This window comes from Streptococcus anginosus (assembly GCF_001697145.1).
GTDB classification, from domain to species: Bacteria; Bacillota; Bacilli; order Lactobacillales; family Streptococcaceae; genus Streptococcus; species Streptococcus hominis.
Genome location: NZ_CP012719.1, coordinates 735,083 through 757,686 on the forward strand (window position 1 = coordinate 735,083; position 22,604 = coordinate 757,686).

At 39.1% G+C, this 22,604-nt stretch carries 23 protein-coding genes and 2 pseudogenes; 19 read left to right on the plus strand and 6 right to left on the minus strand.

Annotated features, from left to right (window positions below; genetic code table 11):
• Window positions 1-14: 14 nt before the first annotated feature.
• The 5 genes from zwf to SanJ4206_RS03605 form a co-directional block, all read right to left on the minus strand.
• Complete coding sequence (gene zwf, locus SanJ4206_RS03585; protein ID WP_003027655.1) at window positions 15-1,502, minus strand: glucose-6-phosphate dehydrogenase; 1,488 nt, start codon at window positions 1,500-1,502, stop codon at window positions 15-17.
• Between the two features lie 47 nt (window positions 1,503-1,549).
• On the minus strand, window positions 1,550-2,914 hold the full coding sequence (locus SanJ4206_RS03590; protein WP_003027652.1) for an MFS transporter: 1,365 nt from the start codon (window positions 2,912-2,914) through the stop codon (window positions 1,550-1,552).
• Window positions 2,915-3,028: 114 nt separating this feature from the next.
• Window positions 3,029-3,844: a TIGR03943 family putative permease subunit gene (locus SanJ4206_RS03595; protein ID WP_003027649.1), complete on the minus strand. Its 816-nt coding sequence runs from the start codon at window positions 3,842-3,844 to the stop codon at window positions 3,029-3,031.
• Window positions 3,841-4,746 (minus strand): permease, encoded by a 906-nt coding sequence (locus tag SanJ4206_RS03600; RefSeq protein WP_003027646.1) that lies wholly within the window; start codon window positions 4,744-4,746, stop codon window positions 3,841-3,843. Before SanJ4206_RS03600 ends, SanJ4206_RS03595 begins: the two co-directional genes overlap by 4 nt.
• Window positions 4,743-4,883, minus strand: coding sequence for an SPJ_0845 family protein (locus SanJ4206_RS03605; RefSeq protein ID WP_003027644.1), 141 nt, complete (start codon window positions 4,881-4,883; stop codon window positions 4,743-4,745). The genes SanJ4206_RS03600 and SanJ4206_RS03605 overlap by 4 nt, the downstream gene beginning before the upstream one ends.
• Before the next feature lie 142 nt (window positions 4,884-5,025).
• Here SanJ4206_RS03605 and SanJ4206_RS03610 point away from each other — a divergent pair.
• From SanJ4206_RS03610 to SanJ4206_RS03665, 12 genes and pseudogenes are all read left to right on the plus strand, one after another.
• Window positions 5,026-5,163: pseudogene (locus SanJ4206_RS03610) on the plus strand (DNA methyltransferase); the annotation flags it as partial.
• Window positions 5,164-5,236: 73 nt separating this feature from the next.
• Complete coding sequence (locus tag SanJ4206_RS03615; RefSeq protein ID WP_003027638.1) at window positions 5,237-6,007, plus strand: DpnI domain-containing protein; 771 nt, start codon at window positions 5,237-5,239, stop codon at window positions 6,005-6,007.
• A 2-nt stretch (window positions 6,008-6,009) separates the two neighbouring features.
• The gene (locus tag SanJ4206_RS03620; RefSeq protein ID WP_003027635.1) at window positions 6,010-6,444 is read left to right on the plus strand and encodes a DpnD/PcfM family protein; all 435 of its coding nucleotides are present in this window, start codon (window positions 6,010-6,012) and stop codon (window positions 6,442-6,444) included.
• A gap of 10 nt (window positions 6,445-6,454) precedes the next feature.
• A pseudogene (locus tag SanJ4206_RS09920) lies at window positions 6,455-6,631 on the plus strand (DpnII family type II restriction endonuclease); the annotation flags it as partial.
• A 199-nt stretch (window positions 6,632-6,830) separates the two neighbouring features.
• A complete protein-coding gene (locus tag SanJ4206_RS03630; protein ID WP_003027632.1) occupies window positions 6,831-8,960 on the plus strand; it encodes a Tex family protein in 2,130 nt (709 codons plus the stop codon).
• Complete coding sequence (locus SanJ4206_RS03635) at window positions 8,947-9,396, plus strand: SprT family protein (protein WP_003027629.1); 450 nt, start codon at window positions 8,947-8,949, stop codon at window positions 9,394-9,396. Before SanJ4206_RS03630 ends, SanJ4206_RS03635 begins: the two co-directional genes overlap by 14 nt.
• Before the next feature lie 104 nt (window positions 9,397-9,500).
• A complete protein-coding gene (locus SanJ4206_RS03640; protein ID WP_037582545.1) occupies window positions 9,501-9,773 on the plus strand; it encodes a PspC domain-containing protein in 273 nt (90 codons plus the stop codon).
• Window positions 9,774-9,823: 50 nt separating this feature from the next.
• Complete coding sequence (locus SanJ4206_RS03645) at window positions 9,824-10,345, plus strand: NUDIX hydrolase (RefSeq protein WP_003027623.1); 522 nt, start codon at window positions 9,824-9,826, stop codon at window positions 10,343-10,345.
• Window positions 10,346-10,451: 106 nt separating this feature from the next.
• Window positions 10,452-11,384, plus strand: coding sequence for an HPr(Ser) kinase/phosphatase (hprK, locus tag SanJ4206_RS03650; RefSeq protein WP_003027614.1), 933 nt, complete (start codon window positions 10,452-10,454; stop codon window positions 11,382-11,384).
• Window positions 11,377-12,150: a prolipoprotein diacylglyceryl transferase gene (gene lgt, locus SanJ4206_RS03655; protein WP_003027610.1), complete on the plus strand. Its 774-nt coding sequence runs from the start codon at window positions 11,377-11,379 to the stop codon at window positions 12,148-12,150. Before hprK ends, lgt begins: the two co-directional genes overlap by 8 nt.
• An 18-nt stretch (window positions 12,151-12,168) precedes the next feature.
• On the plus strand, window positions 12,169-12,552 hold the full coding sequence (locus SanJ4206_RS03660) for a DUF948 domain-containing protein (RefSeq protein ID WP_003027608.1): 384 nt from the start codon (window positions 12,169-12,171) through the stop codon (window positions 12,550-12,552).
• 15 nt (window positions 12,553-12,567) lie between these two features.
• Window positions 12,568-13,035: a YtxH domain-containing protein gene (locus SanJ4206_RS03665; protein WP_003027606.1), complete on the plus strand. Its 468-nt coding sequence runs from the start codon at window positions 12,568-12,570 to the stop codon at window positions 13,033-13,035.
• A 97-nt stretch (window positions 13,036-13,132) separates the two neighbouring features.
• Here SanJ4206_RS03665 and SanJ4206_RS03670 read toward each other — a convergent pair whose 3' ends face one another.
• Window positions 13,133-13,426: a DUF3270 domain-containing protein gene (locus tag SanJ4206_RS03670; protein ID WP_003027603.1), complete on the minus strand. Its 294-nt coding sequence runs from the start codon at window positions 13,424-13,426 to the stop codon at window positions 13,133-13,135.
• A gap of 138 nt (window positions 13,427-13,564) precedes the next feature.
• Between SanJ4206_RS03670 and SanJ4206_RS03675 the strand changes: the two genes are divergently transcribed.
• The 7 genes from SanJ4206_RS03675 (at window position 13,565) to SanJ4206_RS03705 (ending at window position 22,349) form a co-directional block, all read left to right on the plus strand.
• Window positions 13,565-14,494, plus strand: coding sequence for a peptidase U32 family protein (locus tag SanJ4206_RS03675; protein ID WP_003027600.1), 930 nt, complete (start codon window positions 13,565-13,567; stop codon window positions 14,492-14,494).
• Between the two features lie 130 nt (window positions 14,495-14,624).
• Window positions 14,625-15,911 carry a peptidase U32 family protein gene (locus tag SanJ4206_RS03680; RefSeq protein WP_003027597.1) on the plus strand — a complete coding sequence of 429 codons (1,287 nt, stop codon included), beginning with the start codon at window positions 14,625-14,627 and terminating at the stop codon, window positions 15,909-15,911.
• Between the two features lie 698 nt (window positions 15,912-16,609).
• Window positions 16,610-18,271 (plus strand): ribonuclease J, encoded by a 1,662-nt coding sequence (locus SanJ4206_RS03685; RefSeq protein ID WP_003027593.1) that lies wholly within the window; start codon window positions 16,610-16,612, stop codon window positions 18,269-18,271.
• A gap of 97 nt (window positions 18,272-18,368) precedes the next feature.
• The gene (locus SanJ4206_RS03690; protein WP_003027591.1) at window positions 18,369-19,160 is read left to right on the plus strand and encodes an alpha/beta hydrolase; all 792 of its coding nucleotides are present in this window, start codon (window positions 18,369-18,371) and stop codon (window positions 19,158-19,160) included.
• Window positions 19,161-19,304: 144 nt separating this feature from the next.
• Window positions 19,305-20,009, plus strand: coding sequence for a matrixin family metalloprotease (locus SanJ4206_RS03695; protein ID WP_003034985.1), 705 nt, complete (start codon window positions 19,305-19,307; stop codon window positions 20,007-20,009).
• 1 nt (window position 20,010) lies between these two features.
• Complete coding sequence (locus tag SanJ4206_RS03700) at window positions 20,011-20,376, plus strand: hypothetical protein (RefSeq protein WP_003027587.1); 366 nt, start codon at window positions 20,011-20,013, stop codon at window positions 20,374-20,376.
• A gap of 74 nt (window positions 20,377-20,450) precedes the next feature.
• Window positions 20,451-22,349 (plus strand): ABC-F family ATP-binding cassette domain-containing protein, encoded by a 1,899-nt coding sequence (locus SanJ4206_RS03705; protein ID WP_003027585.1) that lies wholly within the window; start codon window positions 20,451-20,453, stop codon window positions 22,347-22,349.
• The last annotated feature ends 255 nt before the right edge of the window (window positions 22,350-22,604 follow it).

Sequence of the window (22,604 nt, forward strand, 5' to 3'; positions counted from 1 at the left end):
TGTATATATTTACTTTACCCCAATCGTCCTTCTTTGCGATAGGCTTCGTCTGGACGCCAATTCCAATCAGCTTCAAATTGATTGAGTAATTCAAAGCTGGCTTCGGGTCCCATAGTGCCTGATTTGTAATGATGAAGGGGAACTTCGTTATTTGCCCACAAGGTTTCAATACGGTCAATCAATTCCCAACTAGAGCGAACTTCGTCCCAGTGGCTAAAATTGGTTGAGTCATTGTTTAGCACATCGTAGATGAGCTTCTCATAGGGTTCTGGTGACGCACCAGAAGCTGTTGCATCTGTACGATAATCAAGTGTCAATGGAGCTAAGTTAAATTGCTCGCCCACTTCTTTGCCGTTCATGCTAAGAGAAAAACCTTCAGTTGGCTGAATGTAGATGGTCAACACATTTGGTTGGAGCGAGGAGCCAAAAATGGATTCCACTTGCTTAAAAACAATGTTGACATGAGTTCCTTTAGCAGTAAGACGCTTTCCAGTACGAAAGAAAAATGGAACACCACGGAAACGCTCACTATCTACAAAAAATGCACCAGAAGCAAAAGTTTCTGTAGTAGATTCTGGGTCAACATTTGGTTCGCTGCGATAGGAAATATACTTTTTCCCGTCTACTTTACCAGAAGTATATTGACCACGAATGAAGAGTTTTTTCAGATCATTGTCAGTAGGTTTATGCAAGTGCTTAAAAACCTTAATTTTTTCAGCCCGAATATCATCTTTGGTGAAAGTTTTGGGTTTATCCATAGCAAGCAAAGACAGGAGTTGAAGTGTGTGATTTTGCACCATATCGCGCAGTGCACCTGAATGGTCGTAATAACCACCACGTTCCTCCACACCTAACTTTTCAGCAAAAGTAATTTGCACATTGTCAATATAATCGTGATTCCAGACATTTTCAAAAAGAAGATTGGCAAAGCGAATGGCAAAAATACTTTGAATCATTTCTTTGCCAAGATAGTGGTCAATCCGGAAAATCTGCTCTTCGTCAAATGTTGCCAACAAATTGTCGTTCAGTTTGCTAGCAGAGGCAAGGTCTGTGCCAAACGGTTTTTCTACAATTAAGCGTTCAAATCCTTTCCCGTCTACAATTTGCTCGGATTTGAGGTGTTTAGCAATGGTTCCGAAAAACTGAGGAGCCATGGACAGGAAGAAAAGTTTGTTATGTTCTGCTTGATATTGCTCGTCAAGGCTGTTTTGTAGTTTCCTTAATTCAATATAATGCTCAGTATCTTGGACGTCGTGACTTTGATAATAGAAATGGCTAGCAAATTCTTGCGCTTGCTCAGGGCTATCTGCGAGGTCTGTGATAGACTCGACCACGACAGATTCAAAATATTCCTTGCTCCAAGGTCTGCGAGCTGTGCCGATAACGGCAAAATGCTTGGACAGATTGCCAGATTTATACAATCTAAAAAGGGAGGGATAGAGTTTTCTTTTTGCCAAATCTCCACTGGCACCAAAAATTGTAATAATCACTTTTGAAGACATTTTGAACACCCATTTTCTAATATTTTATTTATTTTACCATAAATTGATTAAAATTTCTGATTTTTGATAGCTAGAAATAAAGAGTAAAAAAGATAAAAAATAAGGATAACAAGGACAAATAGAAGAAGAAAGACAAGATGCACACCTGTCGTAGTATCAGGAGCTTGATTGACCATGATAGCAGCAATCGCCGTTCCTAAAGCTCCAGCAAATGTTTGAGCCATTTGAAAGAGAGCAGTGGCGTCTGGTGACTTTTCACGACTAATTTGTGAAACAGATAAGGCCATCGTGTTGTTGAAAGCCAGATTGCGCCCAATCGTAAAGAAAATATAAAAAAGGATGATGAGCGGTAATGTTAAGGCTTTTGTAAAGAATGCAAAAACGGAAACGGCTAAGAAAAAGAGGAGATTCCCACCATATAGAGAAAATTTGGGTCCCTTGGTGTCATATAATTTTCCCAAGAAAGGTGCCGAAAAAGCTCCTAACATTGTTCCAGGTAGCAGTGCAAAGCCAGCAGCAGAAGTAGCCTCGTGTTTCACTAAAACCAAGAAATTAGGAATCAGAAAATTGGCTGATAAATTTGAAAATTGGTAGAGAAAGAAAGGAATAATCCCTAGTAAAATAACTGGATTTTTCAAAATACGAATATCTAAAAAAGGATGTTCAACGGTTAGACTTCTCCAAATGAAAAGGATAAGTGATAATAAAAAGATGATAACAAAGCTCCAATTAAAGCTGCCTGCTTCTAAACTAGAAATCGCCATAATAGAAAAAGTAAGTGCGAGTGCAAGGAGCAAGAAAGAAACCCATTCAAAGGGACGTTCCTTTCTATTGGGGGTATTTTCTAAAAAGAAAAATCCTAAAATGAAGGAGATAATCGGAACCGGCATGATGAATGTGTAAATCATGTGCCAATCGAATGAACCAATCATCAAGCCGCCATAGGTGGGACCAATCGCAGGAGCTAGGCTTATAACAAGTCCAGACAATCCCATGTAAAAACCAATTTGGCTACGCGGAATACGATCTACGATAAGATTAAACATAAGGGGGGTAGCAATTCCAGTTGCTGAACCTTGCAAAATGCGTCCTAACATGAGTAAGGCAAAATTAGGCACAAGCATTGCAACACCATTTCCTAACGTAAAAATAGCTAGGCTGGTGAAGAGAATTCTCCGTTCAGACCAGTTGTGTGCTAGCGTAGCTCCGAGTGTAATTGTGATGGCGACAGCCAGCAGATAACCTGTCGTAATCCATTGCAATGTGCCAAGGTCTGTATGAAAAACTTTCATAAGATGTGGAAAAGTGACATTCATACTGGTTTCAGAAAGAATTCCAGCAAAAGTAATTAGAGCAGTGGCGAAAATAGATAGCAAGGTTTTCCTTGAAACAGGTTGATTTTGATGTGACATAGTACCTCCTAAAAATACAAATTTCTCTTATTTTATCATAATTGCTCACAAAAGAGCATAATAGGAGACCTAGAGAAATACTTCTCAGGTCTTCTTTTATTTATTCAATGTAGGTTAAAAGACACGATAGACATAAGGATTGCTAGGCTTTTCAACTTTCTTGAAACTATCCACTTCAAGCGTTGGCAAACTTTGTCCTAGTTGTTTATGATAGCGAATCGTAATTTTCCCGCTTGCTCTTATCCAGGTATTATTTTCAAAATGCTCCGTATTACCAGTTGTCAGAAGTCCATAGACTCCCGAATCGGCAATACAATGAATAATACCAAAGCGGAAAAGAAACTGGCTGTTTTTATCGCTTGGGTCATTATAGACAAACCCAGTAAATTCTAGCCGTTTTCCCGCAAATTCATCTGGATAATCATAGAGGACTTCCATGATTTCCATATAATTTTCAGTCGTAACGGAAATGACGTCTTTTTTCAGATATTTTTTTGCAGCTGTCCGCATTTCTTTCTCGTAAGCACTTTTAGTAAAATAGGTACTGGTATCAGGTTTTAGGTACTGATTGGTAGTGCCTTCATCAGCCTGAATGTTCTTAGAACTACCGTCAGCCAGCGGGAAATGGTAGCCCTTAGCAGAAACGGTTGTAGAGTCCAAATTGACCGTTGGAAATAAGAGAGCAACGACAAGTGGTACAACAAGAAAAGCAATACTAGCAAATTTTGCAGAACGACTCGTCAAATGGCTGTGCACTTTCATTTTTTTCATCCAGACGATGAGCTGCACAATAGCTAACACGAAAGAAAGTACCATGGAAATATATGCCAAATAAGAAAAATGCATGTTGATGTATTGATTGAGCTTGCCGGAAAGTTGCAAATACATGGTGATTTCAAAGTAACCAGCTAAAATTAGAAAACGAATCATAGCACCACCCCCACAAGCCAAGAGTAAATGACAACAACTAAACTAACAATTCCAATGAATTGCCAGATGAATCGTCCTTTGAGGTAATTTTTCATCATGAGGATATTTTTCACATCTAGCATTGGTCCAATGACGAGAAAAGCCAGGACTGGCGCTAAGCCAAAACTAGAAATGAGCGAACTGCCGATAAAGGCGTCTGCTTCACTGCAAAGTGAGAGAAGAAATGCAAGCAGCATCAATAGCAAAATCGCCATAAGCGGTGTTGCACTAATGGAAGTCAGAATGCGTGTAGGCACGTAGACTTGCACTAGACTGGCAAAGAGACAACCAAAGACTAAGTAACGACCTGTATCAAAAAATTCGTCAATAGACTGTACAAACACTTGAAATACTTTCTTTGGCTGACTTAAATGAGAGAAGTCGTGTTCATGCTGAATAACTCGATTCTCTTTTTGAATAGTTGCAGTATTGAGAAAGCCAAAGAAAATTCCTAAGATGATTGCCACAACAATAGAGCCAAGGGCTCTGAGCAAAGCCATTTTAAAGGAATTCCCAAAGGCAGAATAGGTCGCAAAAAGGACAATAGGATTGATAACAGGTGCTGTCACCATAAAAGGAACAGCTGTGTAACTTGGTACTTTCTTTTCCAAAAAACGATTGATAATAGGCACAATTCCACATTCGCAAGAAGGGAAAATAAAGCCAATAAAAGTACCAAAGAAAATCCTACCCCATTTATTTTTAGGCAGATAGCGATAAACTTTGTCTGGTGTGATATAAACCTCTATAAAACCTGAAATAATGCTCCCAATCAGCACAAAAGGTAGTGCTTCGATAATAATGGAGAGGAAAATCGCACCAGCTTGTAGCACACTAGGTGGCAGTTGATTAAAAAAGCTCATGACTTTTTAGCCTTTTGCTCTTTCTTGGTCTTTTTTTCTTTTTCATCAGGAAATTCTACCTTTTCGATTTTAGGTAACGTTGCAAATTCTTCAAACATTTTGTCCAAATCATCTGAACGCGTAAATTTAATAGCCATAACAGCCTCCTTTTCCTTTTTAACTATTATACTATCATTTTGAAAATTATGGTGAAATAAAGTCAGCAGAATAGGAATTAGCTTGTGAAAGAAGGAGATGAATGTGGTATAATAAATAGACTATGTGTGTAAAGGAAGGATCATGTCTTCAGACAACATAAAATTAAAATACTATAATCTTCAACCATTTACCAAATGGACGAGCGGAAAGCGACAACTTTTAAGTGTATTGAGGAGCTATATGCCTGAAAAGTATAAGCGTTATTTTGAGCCTTTTGTAACTCCTTCGTCAAAAAGAATTTTAGCGAATTACGAAGATCTGATGCATAAATGAAAATACAGAGGAACTATATATGAAACTAGAGTTACCCACTCATCTTGCAGAGAGTTATAAGAGTAAATCTCAAATTGCAAGGGTGATAACAGAATCATGGGTTGCGGAAAATGCTTATTGTCCCAATTGTGGGCAGATTTACTTATCACATTTTGAAAATAATCGTCCTGTTGCAGATTTCTTTTGTGCTAATTGTAGAGAAGAATTTGAGCTGAAAAGTAAGCAAACTAATTTTTCCACAATTATTAACGACGGTGCTTATGATACGATGATTCGTCGTCTGGAAAGTGAGAATAACCCTAACTTTTTCTTTTTGAACTATTCTAAAGAAATGACGGTAATAAATTTTATTTTAATTCCGAAACATTTTTTTACACCTAAAATTATTATTAAAAGAAAACCCTTGTCATCCAGTGCTCAAAGAGCAGGTTGGATAGGCTGCAATATTGATATTTCGCACGTTCCAGAGATTGGAAAAATATTTTTAGTCAGAGATGGACAGATTGCAAAACAGAGACAAGTACAAGAAAATTTTCAAAAAACACTTTTTTTACGAAATAAGACGAAAGATGCACGAGGGTGGACATTAGATATTCTGAATTGTATTGATAGAATCCCGAAGAAAAACTTTACTTTGAGTGATGTATATGCATTTGAAAAAGAGTTGCAGGAACAATATCCAAATAATCACTTTGTTAAAGACAAAATTAGGCAGCAGTTACAAGTGCTGAGAGATAAAAATATCATTGAATTTATTGGACGAGGTCAGTATAGAAAGTTGGATAGGTAAGGATGAATATTGAGATAATAGAAACTTTGTCAAAAATTGTAACAATTGACGCTTCAACCGTTGAAGAGGGGATAAATCAAGTTGATCAATTGTATCGAAATGAAGAAATTATCCTAGATACCAATGATTATCTATCAACAGAGTATGTAACTTTAGATATGGTAAACGTAAATAGTTCAAAGGACAAAGTAGCGCCATCCGAAGTATATGAATTTGTAAAATTATTTTGGCCTAATTGGGACAATGAAGAAGACGCCGAATCTCTCTCCGTTATGATTTATACTTTGTCAGATCCCGACTGTATTCGATGGATGAGTGAAAACCTAGAATTTTTTGATCAAGATTTATTTGAATATGATTATCATCCAGAATGGTTGGACTCTATTGAACACCGTTTATTACTTATACAAGAATTATTGAGTAATCGTACAAATTAGATGGAGTCTCACAGAACTAAGCCAGTTTGTTGAAAGTTCAACAGATGATGTGAACTTTGTCTGGGTAACAGATGGATAGGGCTGGAAAACGGCACACTTACCTCTTGCGGAAGCTTTTGCACATATTCCAAATGTATTTAATCTGGAGATGATGAAGCGAGGGTATTTAACTGAGTTGTTACAATGATTGAGTACATAATCTGAGGAATAATTCATCTTTATCAGTGTTTTTAGAGTCCTGCTTGAGGACTCTTTTACTATTTAGAATGATAAATTGCACTTATTCTTGTAATTTATCAAATGAATAAAATAATGGCGAAAGAAGAGAGTAGCCAGAGAGACAATTGTATTTGGACTGCTGGATAAGGTATGGTATAATATTCTTTATGGAAACAAATATTGTCGAACTATCGCAAAGTTTAAAGATTAGTCAGAAGCAAATTGAAAAAGTATTGGAACTGACAGCAGAAGGCAACACAATCCCATTTATCGCTCGTTATCGGAAAGAAATGACAGGGAATTTGGATGAGGTAGAGATTAAGGCTATTCTTGATCTGGATAAAAGTCTGACGAACCTCAGAGAGCGCAAGGCAACGGTGCTCGCGAAGATTGAAGAGCAAGGAAAACTGACGGAAAAACTACGTGCAGCTATTGAAGCAGCTGAAAAATTAGCTGATGTGGAGGAACTCTATCTTCCTTATAAAGAAAAGCGTCGGACAAAAGCCACGATTGCACGTGAAGCAGGACTTTTTCCTTTGGCACGACTCGTATTACAAAATGCTGCCAATCTTCAAGAGGAAGCAACTGCCTTAACTAGCGAAACATTTCCGACAGCAGAAATAGCTCTAGCTGGAGCTGTAGATATTTTAGTGGAAGCCATTTCAGAAGATGTGCAGCTGCGTGCTTGGACCTATCATGAAATGCTGACAAATTCAAGCATTATTTCAACTTTGAAAGACGCCGATTTGGACGAAAAGCAAGTGTTTCAAATCTATTATGACTTTTCCGAAAAAATCGCGGATATGCAGGGGTATCGCACTTTAGCACTTAATCGTGGTGAAAAGTTAGGTGTGCTCAAAGTTGGCTTTGAGCACAATGTAGATAAAATTATCCGATTTTTTGAAGTGCGCTTTAAGCTCAAAAATGACTACATTCATGAAGCAATCCAGCAAGCAGTGAAAAAGAAAATCATTCCAGCTATGGAACGTCGGATTAGGGCAGAATTGACCGAGACTGCAGAAGACGGTGCGATTCAGCTTTTTTCAGATAATCTGCGAAATCTACTCTTGATTGCACCGCTCAAGGGACGCGTGGTACTAGGATTTGACCCAGCTTTTCGGACAGGAGCAAAATTAGCAGTCGTAGATGCGACTGGGAAAATGCTGACAACGCAGGTCATCTATCCTGTACCACCGGCAAAAGCAGCACAAATTGAAGCTTCTAAGCAAGATTTGTCAAACTTGATTGACCAATTTGGTGTTGAAATCATTGCTATTGGAAATGGAACAGCTAGTCGCGAAAGCGAAGCGTTTGTTGCGGAGGTGCTAAAGACTCATCCAAACGTCAGCTATGTTATTGTCAATGAAAGTGGCGCATCTGTTTATTCTGCTAGCGAGTTGGCGCGACACGAATTTCCAGACTTGACGGTCGAAAAACGTTCGGCTATCTCTATCGCACGTCGACTGCAAGACCCTCTTGCAGAGCTAGTTAAAATTGACCCAAAATCAATCGGTGTCGGTCAATACCAACATGATGTTAGCCAGAAGAAATTATCTGAAAGCTTGGATTTCGTCGTAGATACCGTTGTTAACCAAGTCGGCGTTAATATCAATACCGCAAGTCCATCTCTTCTATCGCATGTGGCAGGGTTAAACAAAACTATTTCTGAAAATATTGTCAAATATCGTGAAGAAGAAGGCATGATTCGCTCGCGCGATGCTATTAAAAAAGTTCCTCGTCTGGGTACTAAAGCATTTGAACAGGCGGCAGGGTTCCTACGGATTCCCGAAAGTGATAATGTTTTGGATAATACAGGTGTTCACCCAGAGAGTTATCCAGCTGTTGAGAAATTGTTCCAAATGCTTGCAATTACGGACTTGGATCAAGCCGCTCAGGAAAAATTGCAGTCTTTAGATGTCAAAAAAGTTGCTGCAGATTTGGACTTGGGAGAAGCTACTCTTAAGGATATCATTGCAGACTTGCTCAAGCCAGGTCGTGATATGCGTGATTCATTTGATGCACCGGTTCTGCGTCAAGATGTCCTTGATATAAAGGACTTACAAATTGGGCAAAAGTTAGAAGGCGTTGTTCGCAATGTCGTTGATTTTGGTGCTTTTGTGGATATTGGCATTCATGAGGACGGCTTGATTCATATTTCTAAGCTCAGTAACAGCTATGTCAAACATCCGAGTCAAGTAGTTTCTGTTGGTGACTTGGTAACCGTGTGGGTAGACAAATTGGATATAGAAAGAGAAAAGGTCAATCTTTCCTTGGTGGCACCGCGTGAATCTAACTAACTATGTCAGACAAGTCTCTTTGGAAGATTTTGACAAAGAATTTCGACATACGGCTTCTTGGAATAAGCGTCTTCACTCAACAGGTGGACGCTTTTTTCCAAAGGATGGTCATCTTGATTTTAATCCTAGAATCTATGAACAGTTTGGTTTAGAAACCTTCCGAAAAATTGTGCGGCACGAGTTGTGTCACTATCATCTTTACTTTGAAAAGAAGGGCTATCGGCATAAGGATCGAGATTTCAAGCAATTATTGAAAGCCGTGGACGGTTTGCGCTATGCGCCTACTTTATCAAGCCAATCAACTGCAAAAACGCTTGTTTATCAATGCTTGCATTGTCGTGCACAATATCATAGAAAAAGACGAATCAATACTGAGCGGTATTGCTGCGGACGCTGCCAAGGGAAACTCATTTTTGTCAGACAGTTGCAGTCTTAATGACTATTTTCGCGAAACAATCAGAAATCCGCCTAAGGACGGATGGCATGATGACTGAAATGTGCTACACTAGATTCAGTATCAATGAAAGAGGCTTACTGATTATGAAAACAACATTTTATAAATTACGTCGAAATAGAGCTGTATCGGGAGTGTTAGCAGGTTTATCTGATAAATTTGGCCTAGATGTAGGGCTTGTTCGCTTTTTATTCGTTTTATTTACCATTTCTAATTTGGGTTTAGGGATTATCATCTACATCATCTTATTATCTGTGATGCCTTACAAGGAAGACGTAGAAGAAGAAATGTATGGGACAGGACCTCGTAAGCGCAAAGAAGCAGAAGCAATCAAAGAAGAAGACGGCTGGTTTTGGTGAGTGTGATGGAGCAAGCGCTTGGTTATATATGCTAAAAAGGAGTTCGGACAATGGACTCTTTTATTTTAGGAGTAGAAGAAATGGAATATTGGGATACTTATAATGAGCAAAGAGAGCGACAAGGAGATTTTCTAAAGAGAGGGCAACCAATTGCGGAAGGTCAGTATCACCTTTGTGTCAATGTCTTTGTTCGTCATATAGATGGGGAATTTCTCCTGATGCACCGCAGTCCAAAAAAAGAAATTCATCCTAATTATTATGAGTTTGGTGCAGGAGGAAGTGTGTTGGCTGGTGAAGATAGCATGACCGCGGCTTGTCGTGAATTGCAGGAAGAAACTGGGCTGATTCCTAGAGAAATACAACTAATTGAGCAGACGACTTCACCTAAAGAACACTGTCATTTTGATTTTTATGAGGCAATTGTCACAGAGAAAGACGTGAAATATCAAGAGGGTGAAACGGATAGTCACATCTGGCTGAAACCTAGTGAACTCCGATATTTTATGAATCGTTATCCTTTATTTCAAGATCAAAAACAAATTGTAGAAAGAATGCTCCAGTCAGAGAAGTAGTAAATGCTATGTATGTTTATCCATTTTCTTTAAAAACAAGGATGAAACTCTCCTTTAATCTGAAAATTTGCTATAATAGAAAAAGAAACTATCAAAGGGGAAGAATATGACTGTAAAGATCAAAGATCTATTAAAAAAAGTCAGATTAAATGTGGTTTATGGCGACGAGAAAATGTTGGAAAGAGAAATTACGACCTCTGATATTTCCCGTCCAGGACTTGAAATGACAGGTTATTTTGACTATTACACACCAGAGCGTATCCAACTAATGGGCATGAAAGAATGGTCTTACTTGATGAAGATGACGTCACATAATCGCTATCAGGTTTTACGGAAAATGTTTGAACGAGACACTGTTATGATTGTGGCGCGTGATTTGAAAATTCCCGATGAGATGTTAAAGGCTGCAAAGGAAAATGAAATTGTTGTTCTCAGCAGTCACACCCCAACGAGTCGTTTATCCGGTGAGATTTCAAGTTATTTGGATTCGCGTTTGGCTGAGCGAACCAGTATTCATGGGGTTTTAATGGATATTTACGGAATGGGTGTCTTGATTCAAGGAGATAGTGGAATCGGAAAAAGCGAAACTGGTTTAGAACTGGTGAAACGGGGACATCGTTTAGTTGCGGATGACCGCGTAGATATCTACGCAAAAGATGAAATGACTCTCTGGGGCGAGCCAGCGGAAATTTTGCGCCATTTACTTGAAATACGCGGTGTTGGGATTATTGATGTCATGAGCCTTTATGGAGCTAGTGCTGTCAAGGATTCATCACAGGTTCAATTGGCTGTTTATCTGGAAAATTATGATGTCAATAAAACATTTGACCGTTTGGGAAATAATGGTGAAGAGTTTGAAGTATCAGGTGTGTCCATTCCAAGGATTCGTATTCCTGTGAAAACGGGTCGCAACATTTCGGTAGTGATTGAAGCAGCAGCAATGAATTACCGTGCAAAAGAAATGGGCTTTGATGCCACGAAGACTTTTGAGGAACGCTTGACCAATCTCATTAGTGAAAATGAGGTGTCTCATGATTAATCCAATTGCATTTAAAATAGGACCTCTAAGTATTCGCTGGTATGCGATTTGTATTGTAACAGGTTTAGTTTTAGCTGTTTATCTGGCTATGCGTGAAGCGCCGCGAAAGAAAATCATTCCAGATGACATTCTTGATTTTATCCTTGTTGCATTTCCCTTAGCAATCGTTGGAGCTCGCATTTATTATGTTATTTTTGATTGGGGCTATTATGCTAAAAATCCTGCTGAGATTTTTGCCATTTGGCACGGAGGAATTGCTATCTATGGCGGTTTAATCACTGGAGCGATTGTCTTGTATTTTTTCTCACAGAGAAAGCTTATCAATACGCTAGACTTTTTAGATATTGCCGTTCCAGGAGTGATGATTGCCCAAAGTCTTGGGCGCTGGGGAAATTTCTTCAATCAAGAGGCTTACGGAGCGGTTGTTAAAAGTCTAAATTACTTACCAAGTTTTATGCGCAACCAAATGTACATTGATGGTCATTACCGACAACCAACTTTTCTTTATGAGTCGGTTTGGAATTTGTTAGGATTTGCTTTAGTGATGGTTGCGAGAAGAAAGAAAAATTTCCTCAAACGTGGGGAAATGACTGGATTTTATCTTATTTGGTATGGAATAGGTCGCATGGTGATTGAAGGTATGCGAACAGATAGTCTCATGTTTGCGGGCTTGCGTGTGTCACAATGGTTGTCTGCTGTTCTAGTGGTTGCAGGAATCATTCTCGTCATTTACCAACGCAGAAAAAAAGATACCCCTTATTATTAAAAAGTTAGGAGAAGAAAAATGCTTGAAATTGCTTATAGTCTAGTTGCCCTCGCTTTGATTGCTTTGATTGTTTATACGATTTTTTTGGTTAGGAAAATCTCAAATGTCGTTGATGAAACAGAAAAAACAATTCAGGTATTGACGACAGATGTCAATGTGACACTTTATCAAACCAATGAATTGTTAACGAAAGTGAATGTTTTAGCAGATGATATTAATGGAAAAATGACAACCATTGACCCGCTTTTCACTGCAGTTGCAGATTTATCTGAGTCCGTTTCGGATTTGAATGATTCTGCTCGTCATTTGAGCAAAAAAGCTGCTGCAGCAGGAAAAAATAGTGTCAAAGCTGGTGCAACTTTATCGGCTTTACGTATGGTTACTAAACTATTTAAAAAATAAGAAAGAAGGTTTATTATGGGTAAATTTTCATCTATCCTTTTAGGAACAATCTCTGGTGCGGCTGCAGCGGTATTTCTCACAAGTAAAAAAGGAAAAGAAGTGACTGCTAAGGTTTCTGATTTTATGAATGACGTCAAAGAAAATCCAGATGATTTTAAAGATCAAGTAGTACAAAAAGCCAATCAATTCTCTAACCAAGCTGTAGAAGCAGTCAACCAAGCCAAAGAAAAGGTTGAAAGCGGAGAAATCACAGGCGAAACTGTTCTTGACTCTGTGAAAGAAGCAACGAAACAAGTAGTTGACTTTTCACAAGAGAAAATGCAAGAATGGAAAGAAAAAGTGACACCAGAAGGTATCTCTCCAGAAGATTTCAAAAAAACTGAGCAAGAACCAGTTGATAAAGAAACCACATCGGAGGATATTGTCATTGATTTGACAGAAAACCAAGAATCGGAAAATGAAGACAAAAAAATTGAGGACTAGCACCTCAATTTTTTTAACTTTTTAACTAAATCGATTTTACATCACAACGAATCACAACAAAAACAGTGCCTTGCAAATAGGCACTTTAATTTCAAAACTATTTATTTCTTTTCCGACGAATAAATGCTTGCTGCATTTTAATGCAGACTAAACTAACACCAATTGCTAAAGCAAAAGCTAAGAAAGTGTTTACTTTAATAGACAGGAATAAAAAGCTAAATAAAGCTGTCAAGATACAAAATGTAGCAATATTCACGAAAAATAGTAATTCTTTCAGGTTTGGATTCGTTTTTGCTTCAGGAATGTAATCTTGATAAAGCGGATATTGTTCTTGTTCTAATTCTGGATAGGTGTAGTCCTCTTGATAGGACTGATATTTTCTTGCGGTCATGTTCTCTCTCCTTACAGTACTCTCTTATTTTATCATGATTTTAATTAGATAAATATTACATAACAGTTACAAAAAGGCTAAAAATGCTTTTCAAATTAAAAAATAGAAGAGAAATCAAAAATATGTTATAATTTTGCTATGAAAAAGATTATCATTACAGCGACAGCTGAGAGCGTTGAACAAGTAAAAGAGCTTTTAGAAGCAGGTGTGGATCGCATTTATGTAGGTGAAAAAGAGTATGGTCTTCGATTACCCCGTACTTTTTCTTATGACGAATTGCGACAGATTGCAGCCCTTGTACATGAGGTAGGCAAAAAGTTGACAATTGCTGTTAATGCTTTGATGCATCAGGAAATGATGAATAAAATCAAGCCATTTCTTGATTTTTTAGTGGATATTCAGGCGGATTATATTACTGTAGGAGATGCTGGAGTTTTTTATGTGTTAAAACGTGATGGTTATCCGTTTAAGACGATTTATGATGCTTCAACTATGGTTGCCAGCAGTCGTCAAGTGAACTTCTGGGGGCAAAAAGCTGGCGTTTCTGAGGCAGTTCTAGCGCGTGAAATCCCATCTGCTGAACTTTTTAAAATGCAAGATATTTTAGAAATTCCTGTTGAGATCTTGGTTTATGGTGCGAGTGTGATTCATCATTCTAAGCGTCCACTTTTGCAAAATTATTATAATTTTACTCATATTGATGACGAAAAGAGCCGTGAGCGTGATTTATTTCTTGCAGAGCCGAGTGACCCAGATAGCCATTATTCTATTTTTGAGGACAATCATGGGACGCATATTTTTGCAAATAATGACTTGGATATGATGACGAAACTTGAAGAATTGGTAGAACATGGCTTTACACATTGGAAATTAGAAGGTATTTACACGCCAGGACACAATTTTGTTGAAATTGTCAAACTCTTTGTGCAAGCGCGTGAGCTGATTGAGACCAATCAATTTACACATGATCAGGCTTTCCTTTTGGATGAGCAGGTTCATCAATTGCATCCAAAGAATCGTTTCTTGGATACTGGATTTTATGAATATGATCCAGACCAGGTGAAATAAGGGACGCAGGTAGTTGCGAGTTGCAACTGCTTGTTTAACTTTCACAATCTGTTTCCTTTAGCTTGCTTTCAAACCTTTTTTGCTATAAAATAAAAAGGCTAAGTATTAGAATTTAGAAAAGAGCGAGAATATGACAAAAACTTTGAAAAGACCAGAAGTTCTGGCGCCTGCTGGAACCTTGGAAAAATTAAAAGTCGCCATTCGCTATGGAGCGGATGCTGTTTACATTGGCGGACAAGCTTATGGTTTGCGCAGTCGTGCTGGAAATTTTACGTTTGAAGAAATGGAAGAGGGTGTTCAATTTGCTCGTGAACATGGCGCAAAAGTCTATGTGGCTGCGAACATGGTAACCCACGAAGGCAATGAAGAAGGAGCTGGGGAATGGTTCCGCACTCTGCGAGATATTGGCATTTCTGCCGTTATCGTATCTGACCCAGCATTGATTGCCATTGCTTGTACAGAAGCGCCAGGTTTGGAAGTACACTTGTCAACACAAGCTAGCGCAACAAACTATGAAACATTGGAATTTTGGAAGGATTTGGGGTTGACACGTGTCGTTTTGGCACGTGAGGTTTCCATGGAAGAATTGGCAGAAATCCGCAAACATACTGATGTTGAGATTGAAGCCTTTGTTCATGGGGCTATGTGCATTTCTTACTCAGGGCGCTGTACTTTATCTAATCACATGAGTATGCGGGATGCCAATCGTGGGGGGTGCTCTCAGTCTTGCCGCTGGAAATATGACCTCTACGATATGCCCTTTGGACAAGAGCGCAAGAGCTTAAAAGGCGAAATTCCAGAAGAATTTTCTATGTCGGCTGTGGATATGTCCATGATTGACCATATTCCAGATATGATTGAAAATGGAGTAGACAGCTTGAAAATTGAAGGACGCATGAAGTCTATTCACTACGTATCTACTGTTTCAAATTGTTACAAGGCGGCAGTAGATGCTTATCTTGAAAGCCCTGAGAAGTTTGAAGCAATCAAGCAAGATTTAGTAGATGAAATGTGGAAAGTTGCGCAGCGTGAATTGGCGACAGGATTTTATTATTATACACCAACTGAAAATGAGCAGCTTTTTGGAGCACGCCGCAAAATTCCGCAATATAAATTTGTGGCAGAAGTGGTGGCTTATGACCCTGATACGCAAACAGCGACTATTCGACAACGAAATGTCATCAATGAGGGCGACCCAGTTGAATTTTATGGCCCTGGTTTCCGTCATTTTAACGCAGTCATTACAGATTTACATGATTCAGATGGAAATAAAATTGATCGGGCTCCAAATCCGATGGAACTGTTGACGATTTCCTTGCCACATCCGGTTTATCCAGGTGATATGGTACGCAGTCGTAAAGAAGGTTTGATAAATCTTTATAAAGAAGACGGCACAAGTGTCACAGTACGGGCATAAAAATCCACATTGAGAAGAGGTTTGAATGGTTAATTCTACCTCTTTTCATTTGTAAAAAATATTTTAAAAATCTTAATGTAAACGCTTGCTTTTTCGAAAAAGAAGGTGTACAATATAATTAAAGAAAGATAAGAAAGGACTGATTCCAATGGGTATCAGAACGTTCATATTTTAAATCGTTTATGATGTATTAGTTTCTATTTGCTAATTGTTTTTCTTAATTGGAGGTATTTGATAATATTTCTGAAGATAGCATGTAGTGGTTTGTAGAACTGCATCGCGTATCGAGAACGCAGTGAAAGAATAAAGAAGAATATTATTTGATGTAGTCGATAAAAGCTTTTTAATGATTTTCACGCTTTGGTAAAAAACCACTATTGTTTTAGATGAATAAACTTGTTTTTGATATATTGTGGACAAGAAAATCATTCTTTAATAAAATAACGATGGAATCATCATAAGAATCTCTTTTCAGAAAGTTATTTTCTGAAAGTCTATCTATCACTTATTAGCAAATAGAGACGGCTCCTAGCTTTCTGTAGAAATACAGTAACTAGGAGCTTTTTTGTATGCTCTCCTCTTTGAAAAAAATCATGAAAAGTAGTATAATAAATAAAATATGCAAAATACTTGCAAAACTGTAATTCGACTTGGGAAGCCAAGGGCCGTTAGTAAGAAAAATATGAAAAGGAGAATCAATGAGCAATATTAAATTGATTGCTTTGGGCGGTGTACGTGAAAATGGAAAAAATCTTTACATCGCTGAAGTGGATGAATCTATTTTTATCCTTGATGTCGGACTAAAGTATCCGGAAAATGAACAGCTTGGTGTGGACTTTGTCATTCCAAATATGGACTATTTATTTGAAAATAAGGACCGCATTGCAGGGGTCTTTTTGACACACGGACATGCAGATGCGATTGGTGCCCTGCCTTATTTGTTGGCGGAAACAAAGGTACCTGTGTTTGGATCGGAATTAACAATTGAACTGGCTAAGCTATTTGTCAAAGGAAATGATACGGTTAAAAAATTCAATGATTTTCATGTGATTGATGAAGATACAGAGATTGACTTTGGAGGTACCATTGTATCTTTCTTTAAAACAACGCACTCCATTCCAGAGAGTCTAGGGATTGTCTTAAAAACGTCTGAAGGAAATATTGTTTATACGGGTGATTTTAAGTTTGACCAAACGGCTAGTCAGTCTTATGCAACAGATTTTGCTCGCTTGGCGGAAATTGGTCGTGAAGGTGTTCTAGCTCTTCTTAGTGATTCTGCAAATGCAGATAGTAGTATTCAAGTGGCAAGTGAGAGCGAAGTTGCAAAGGAAATTAGCGATACAATTGGAGACTGGGAAGGACGCGTGATTGTTGCGGCGGTTGCAAGCAATCTTTCTCGGATTCAACAAGTCTTTGAAGCTGCTGCTAGGACAGGTCGTCGTGTTGTGTTGACTGGATTTGACATTGAAAATATCGTTCGTACAGCTATTCGCTTGAAGAAATTATCACTTGTGGACGAACGTTTGCTAATCAAACCAAAAGAAATGTCCAAGTTTGAAGATCATGAGTTGATTATTTTGGAAACTGGGCGTATGGGTGAGCCAATCAATGGCTTGCGCAAGATGTCTATTGGTCGTCACCGTTATGTAGAAATCAAAGAAGGTGATTTGGTTTATATTGTTACAACACCGTCTATCGCAAAAGAAGCCTTGGTGGCACGTGTAGAAAACATGATCTACCAAGCAGGTGGTGTTGTCAAACTAATTACGCAAGATTTGCGAGTGTCTGGACATGGAAATGAGCGCGATTTGCAATTGATGTTAAACCTCTTGCAGCCAAAATTCTTGTTCCCAATTCAAGGAGAATATCGTGAATTGGCAGCACATGCTAAAGCTGCCATGGCAATTGGTATGTTGCCGGAGAACATTTTTATTCCAAAGCGTGGTAGCATTATGGAATATGAAAAGGGTGATTTTGTACCTGCTGGTGCGGTATCTTCTGGTGATGTCATGATTGACGGAAATGCGATTGGTGATGTTGGCAATATCGTTCTGCGTGATCGCAAAGTTCTGTCTGAAGACGGTATCTTTATCGTAGCCATTACAGTAAACCGTCGTGACAAGAAGATTATTTCCAAAGCCAAGGTTCATACACGTGGATTTGTTTATGTCAAGAAAAGCCGTGATATTTTGCGTGAGAGTGCTGACTTAATCAATAAAACAGTTGAAGATTACCTTGCAAAAGATAATTTTGACTGGAGTGAGTTGAAAGGCTCGGTGCGTGACAATCTTGCGAAATATCTCTTTGAGCAGACCAAACGTCGTCCGGCAATTTTACCTGTTGTAATGGAAGTGCGTTAAGTAGGTTAAATTAGCACATTTTATATAGTTACAAAAATCGTGGGGTCAGGACGTTTGTTCCAACCCCTTTCTTACATTTATATTAAAAGGAGAAAAAATGGCATTTTTTGAAATAGAATATCATTCAGCAGTACTAGAAATGGAGCGTCGTGTCAATGTCATCTATCCTGATGCGGATGCAGTAGCCCCCAGTCAGATAGCAGATATGGATATTCCCGTTCTTTACCTTTTGCACGGCATGGGAGGCAATGAAAATTCGTGGCGAAAACGGACCAATATTGAGCGTTTATTGCGCCATACAAATTTAATCGTGGTCATGCCAACGACAGATCTTGCTTGGTACACCAACACTGCTTATGGATTGAATTATTATGATGCTATAGCAAAAGAATTGCCTGAGGTTATGCAGCGTTTCTTTCCCAATATGAGTCGGAAACGGGAGAAAACATTTATTGCAGGTCTGTCAATGGGAGGTTATGGGGCTTATAAAATAGCCTTGACGACAGATCGATTCTCTTATGCAGGGTCATTTTCAGGCGCTATTGGGCTCGGTCTAGATGATGTGGACATAGAAGAACTTCCAGGTGGGACGCTCAACTATTGGCAAGGTGTGTTTGGTGATTTGAAAGCAGCTGATGTCAAGCAGCATTTTTTGACGACAATGGCAAAGAAGTCAGATAAAAAGACTAAATTTTACGCTTGGTGTGGGGAGCAGGATTTTCTTTATCAAGCAAATGAAGTAGCTGTTAAACAATTGCGCGAATGTGGCTTAGATATCACCTATCATCATAATCCGGGAAAGCATGAGTGGTATTATTGGGAAAATCAACTAGAAGAATTTCTGAAATGGCTGCCGATTGATTTTGAAGTGGAGGAGCGCTTATCCTAAAGTTGCTTGAGAGATGACTTTTTTGACAGCAATTTACATTTTTTTGTCAATATTTTATTCTTTCTTTTACAGTTCTCTATGTTAAGAAATTTTTAAGCGAATCTCATTATACTTACTCTTTACATTTGAGATTAGGAGGGAAGTATGAGGTTTATATTTCGAATATTTTCGGCGCTGTTGCGCTTGATATGGCGTTTAGTTTATAGTCTTGCATTAACAGCACTCTTTTTAGTGGGAATCTTGTATATCATGAGTCCTTCTAAAAGCAGTTTTTCGACAACACTTCAGCAAGATGTCAGTCAAATTTATCGATATGTAAGTGGACAGGATAGTCAGCTAGGCGTCGGGCAAAATGTGAAAGACCTGACCAAACAGCTATCGGACAATCATGTTCATCAAGCGTCTGGTGTCCGATGGGACACAGCAAGCGCTACGGTTTATATAGATACACAAGATGAGACATTTCGCTCAGCTTATCAAGAAGCCATTCGTGCTTGGAATCAAACAGGTGCTTTTACTTTTCAGATTGTAAATGATAAAAATCAAGCCAATATTGTGGCGACAGAGATGAATGATGGTACGGTGAGTGCGGCAGGTGAGGCAGAATCACAAACTAATTTATTGACGAAACGCTTCACAAATGTAACGGTTCGACTAAATCGTTACTATCTATTGAATAGTCAATATGGCTACTCTTATGAGCGAATCGTAAACACAGCAGAACACGAACTGGGACATGCGATTGGATTGGAGCATAATGAAGAAAAATCCGTCATGCAATCTTCTGGCTCGTTTTACGGGATTCAAGCAGTAGATGTTCAAGCAGTAAAGGAGTTGTATCAAGCATAAAATGATAAGAAATATCTTTAAAATCATTAGACGTTTCCCAGAGCAAGTTTTCTTGTTTGTCTTTAATTCTAGTATTTTTGCATGGCTATGGCAAAGTGGTTCTGATATTGCCAATCATATCGGTGTGACAGCTGCATGGCAGGAACATGTTCCTGTGTCCATTCAGAATTTCTTTGGTCAAAATAGTCAAGCTATTCAAGGATTTTTCAATCATTCAGCTGTGATGTGGTTGATTGGTTCGATGATAATTCTTTGGGTCATTCGTTTTGTAAAAGGAATCATCAAATTAGGGCTTTTTGCTTTGATTATTCTATTAGGTATTTACCTTGTGATGCAAAATCAAGAGATTTTAAGTAGTTTTAAATGAAAATGCGGTCGAAATGAACCGTATTTTTGTTTTCTAAGATAGCAGTTGGGATAGGAATCTGCTATAATAGGTTTATGATTATTTTACAAGCAAATAAGATTGAACGTTCTTTTGCAGGGGAGGTTCTTTTTGATAATATCAACCTGCAAGTGGATGAACGAGATAGAATTGCCTTAGTAGGGAAAAATGGAGCTGGTAAGTCCACTCTTTTGAAGATTTTAGTCGGTGAAGAAGCCCCAAGTGATGGGGAAGTCAATAAAAGGCGGGATATATCCCTGTCTTATTTGGCGCAGGATAGTCGCTTTGAGTCTGCCAATACTATTTACGACGAAATGCTGCATGTCTTTGATGATTTACGTCAGCAGGAGCAACGATTGCGACAGATGGAGCTGTCTATGGGGGATTTAACTGGGACGGATCTGGAAAAACTGATGACAGACTATGACCGCTTGTCAGAGGATTTCCGTCAGGCAGGCGGATTTACCTATGAAGCAGATATTCGTGCCATTCTCAATGGTTTCAAGTTTGATGAGTCCATGTGGCAGATGAAGATAGAAGAGCTTTCGGGCGGGCAGAATACTCGGCTGGCTCTAGCGAAAATGCTGTTGGAAAAGCCAGATTTATTGGTACTGGATGAGCCTACTAACCACTTGGATATAGAGACGATTGCTTGGCTAGAGAACTACTTGAGCAACTACAGTGGAGCTCTCATCATCGTCAGTCACGATCGTTATTTCCTAGACAAGGTAGCCACTGTGACGCTGGACTTGACCCAGCATTCGTTGGATCGCTATGTGGGAAATTACTCTAGTTTTGTTCAGCAAAAGGAGCAGAAGCTCTTGACAGAGGCCAAGAATTATGAAAAGCAGCAGAAGGAAATTGCTGCTTTGGAGGATTTTGTCAATCGCAATCTGGTTCGGGCATCTACAACCAAACGCGCTCAATCCAGACGCAAACAGCTGGAAAAAATGGAGCGTCTTGACAAGCCAGACAGAGGCAACCGTTCTGCTAATATGACCTTTCGCTCAGCTAAACCTTCTGGAAATGTCGTTCTGACGCTGGAAGATGCGGCTATCGGTTATGATCATCAAGTGTTGGCCGAGCCTATCAATCTGGATATTCGTAAATTTAACGCAGTAGCTATTGTCGGACCAAATGGTATTGGCAAAACAACTCTTATCAAGTCCATTGTGGGACAAATTCCTTTTATCCGTGGTCAGGAGCATCTGGGAGCAAATGTGGAGCTGGGATACTATGACCAGACCCAAAGCCGATTGACACCGAGCAATTCAGTCTTGGACGAGCTTTGGAATGATTTTAAACTAACACCAGAAGTGGAAATCCGCAATCGTCTGGGTGCTTTCCTCTTTTCAGGTGATGATGTCAAGAAATCGGTCGGCATGCTATCAGGTGGAGAGCGGGCGCGGCTGCTCTTAGCCAAGCTGTCAATGGAAAACAACAACTTCCTCATTCTGGACGAGCCGACCAACCACTTGGATATTGACAGCAAGGAAGTGCTGGAAAATGCGCTGATTGACTTTGACGGCACTCTGCTCTTTGTCAGCCACGACCGCTATTTTATCAACCGAGTTGCCACGCAGATTATCGAGCTTTCTGATGCTGGCTCTACTCTTTATCTTGGCGATTATGACTATTATCTGGAGAAAAAAGCAGAGCTGGAAGCTTTGAGAGAGGAGAAAGCTACTGCGGTAGAGCCCGCTCAGCCTCAGTCAGTCACCAACTACCAACTCCAGAAAGAAACACAGAAAGAAGCTCGGAAATTAGCTCGCCGTTTGGAGCAGTTAGAAGCTGAAATCGAAGAGCTGGAGATGCAAACGACCGAGTTGACTACAGCTATGCAAGAGACCAATGACGCGAGCGAACTCATGGAGCTTCAGCAAAAGCTAGACCAGCTGACCGAACAGCAGGAAGCAGCCATGACAGAGTGGGAAGAAGTGGCAGAACAGGTGTGAGCGAGCTATTTTTAAGTCAAGAAAGTTCATCTGAAGCGGAGAAATTCTTCCCTGAGAGTAAATCCCGAACATTCCAAATGGGGATGAGAGTTTTTTGAGCAAAAAACCTCGTCCTTCATGAAGGACGGGGTAACTTTTAAGTAATTTGCCATTTTCCACATGCGGACGAGAAGTTTTAGAGGAAAATAGCTTTGTCCAGTTTTCGGAAAGAGATTTTTGGAGCAAATTCTGAACATTCTTGTTTCGGACAAAGCT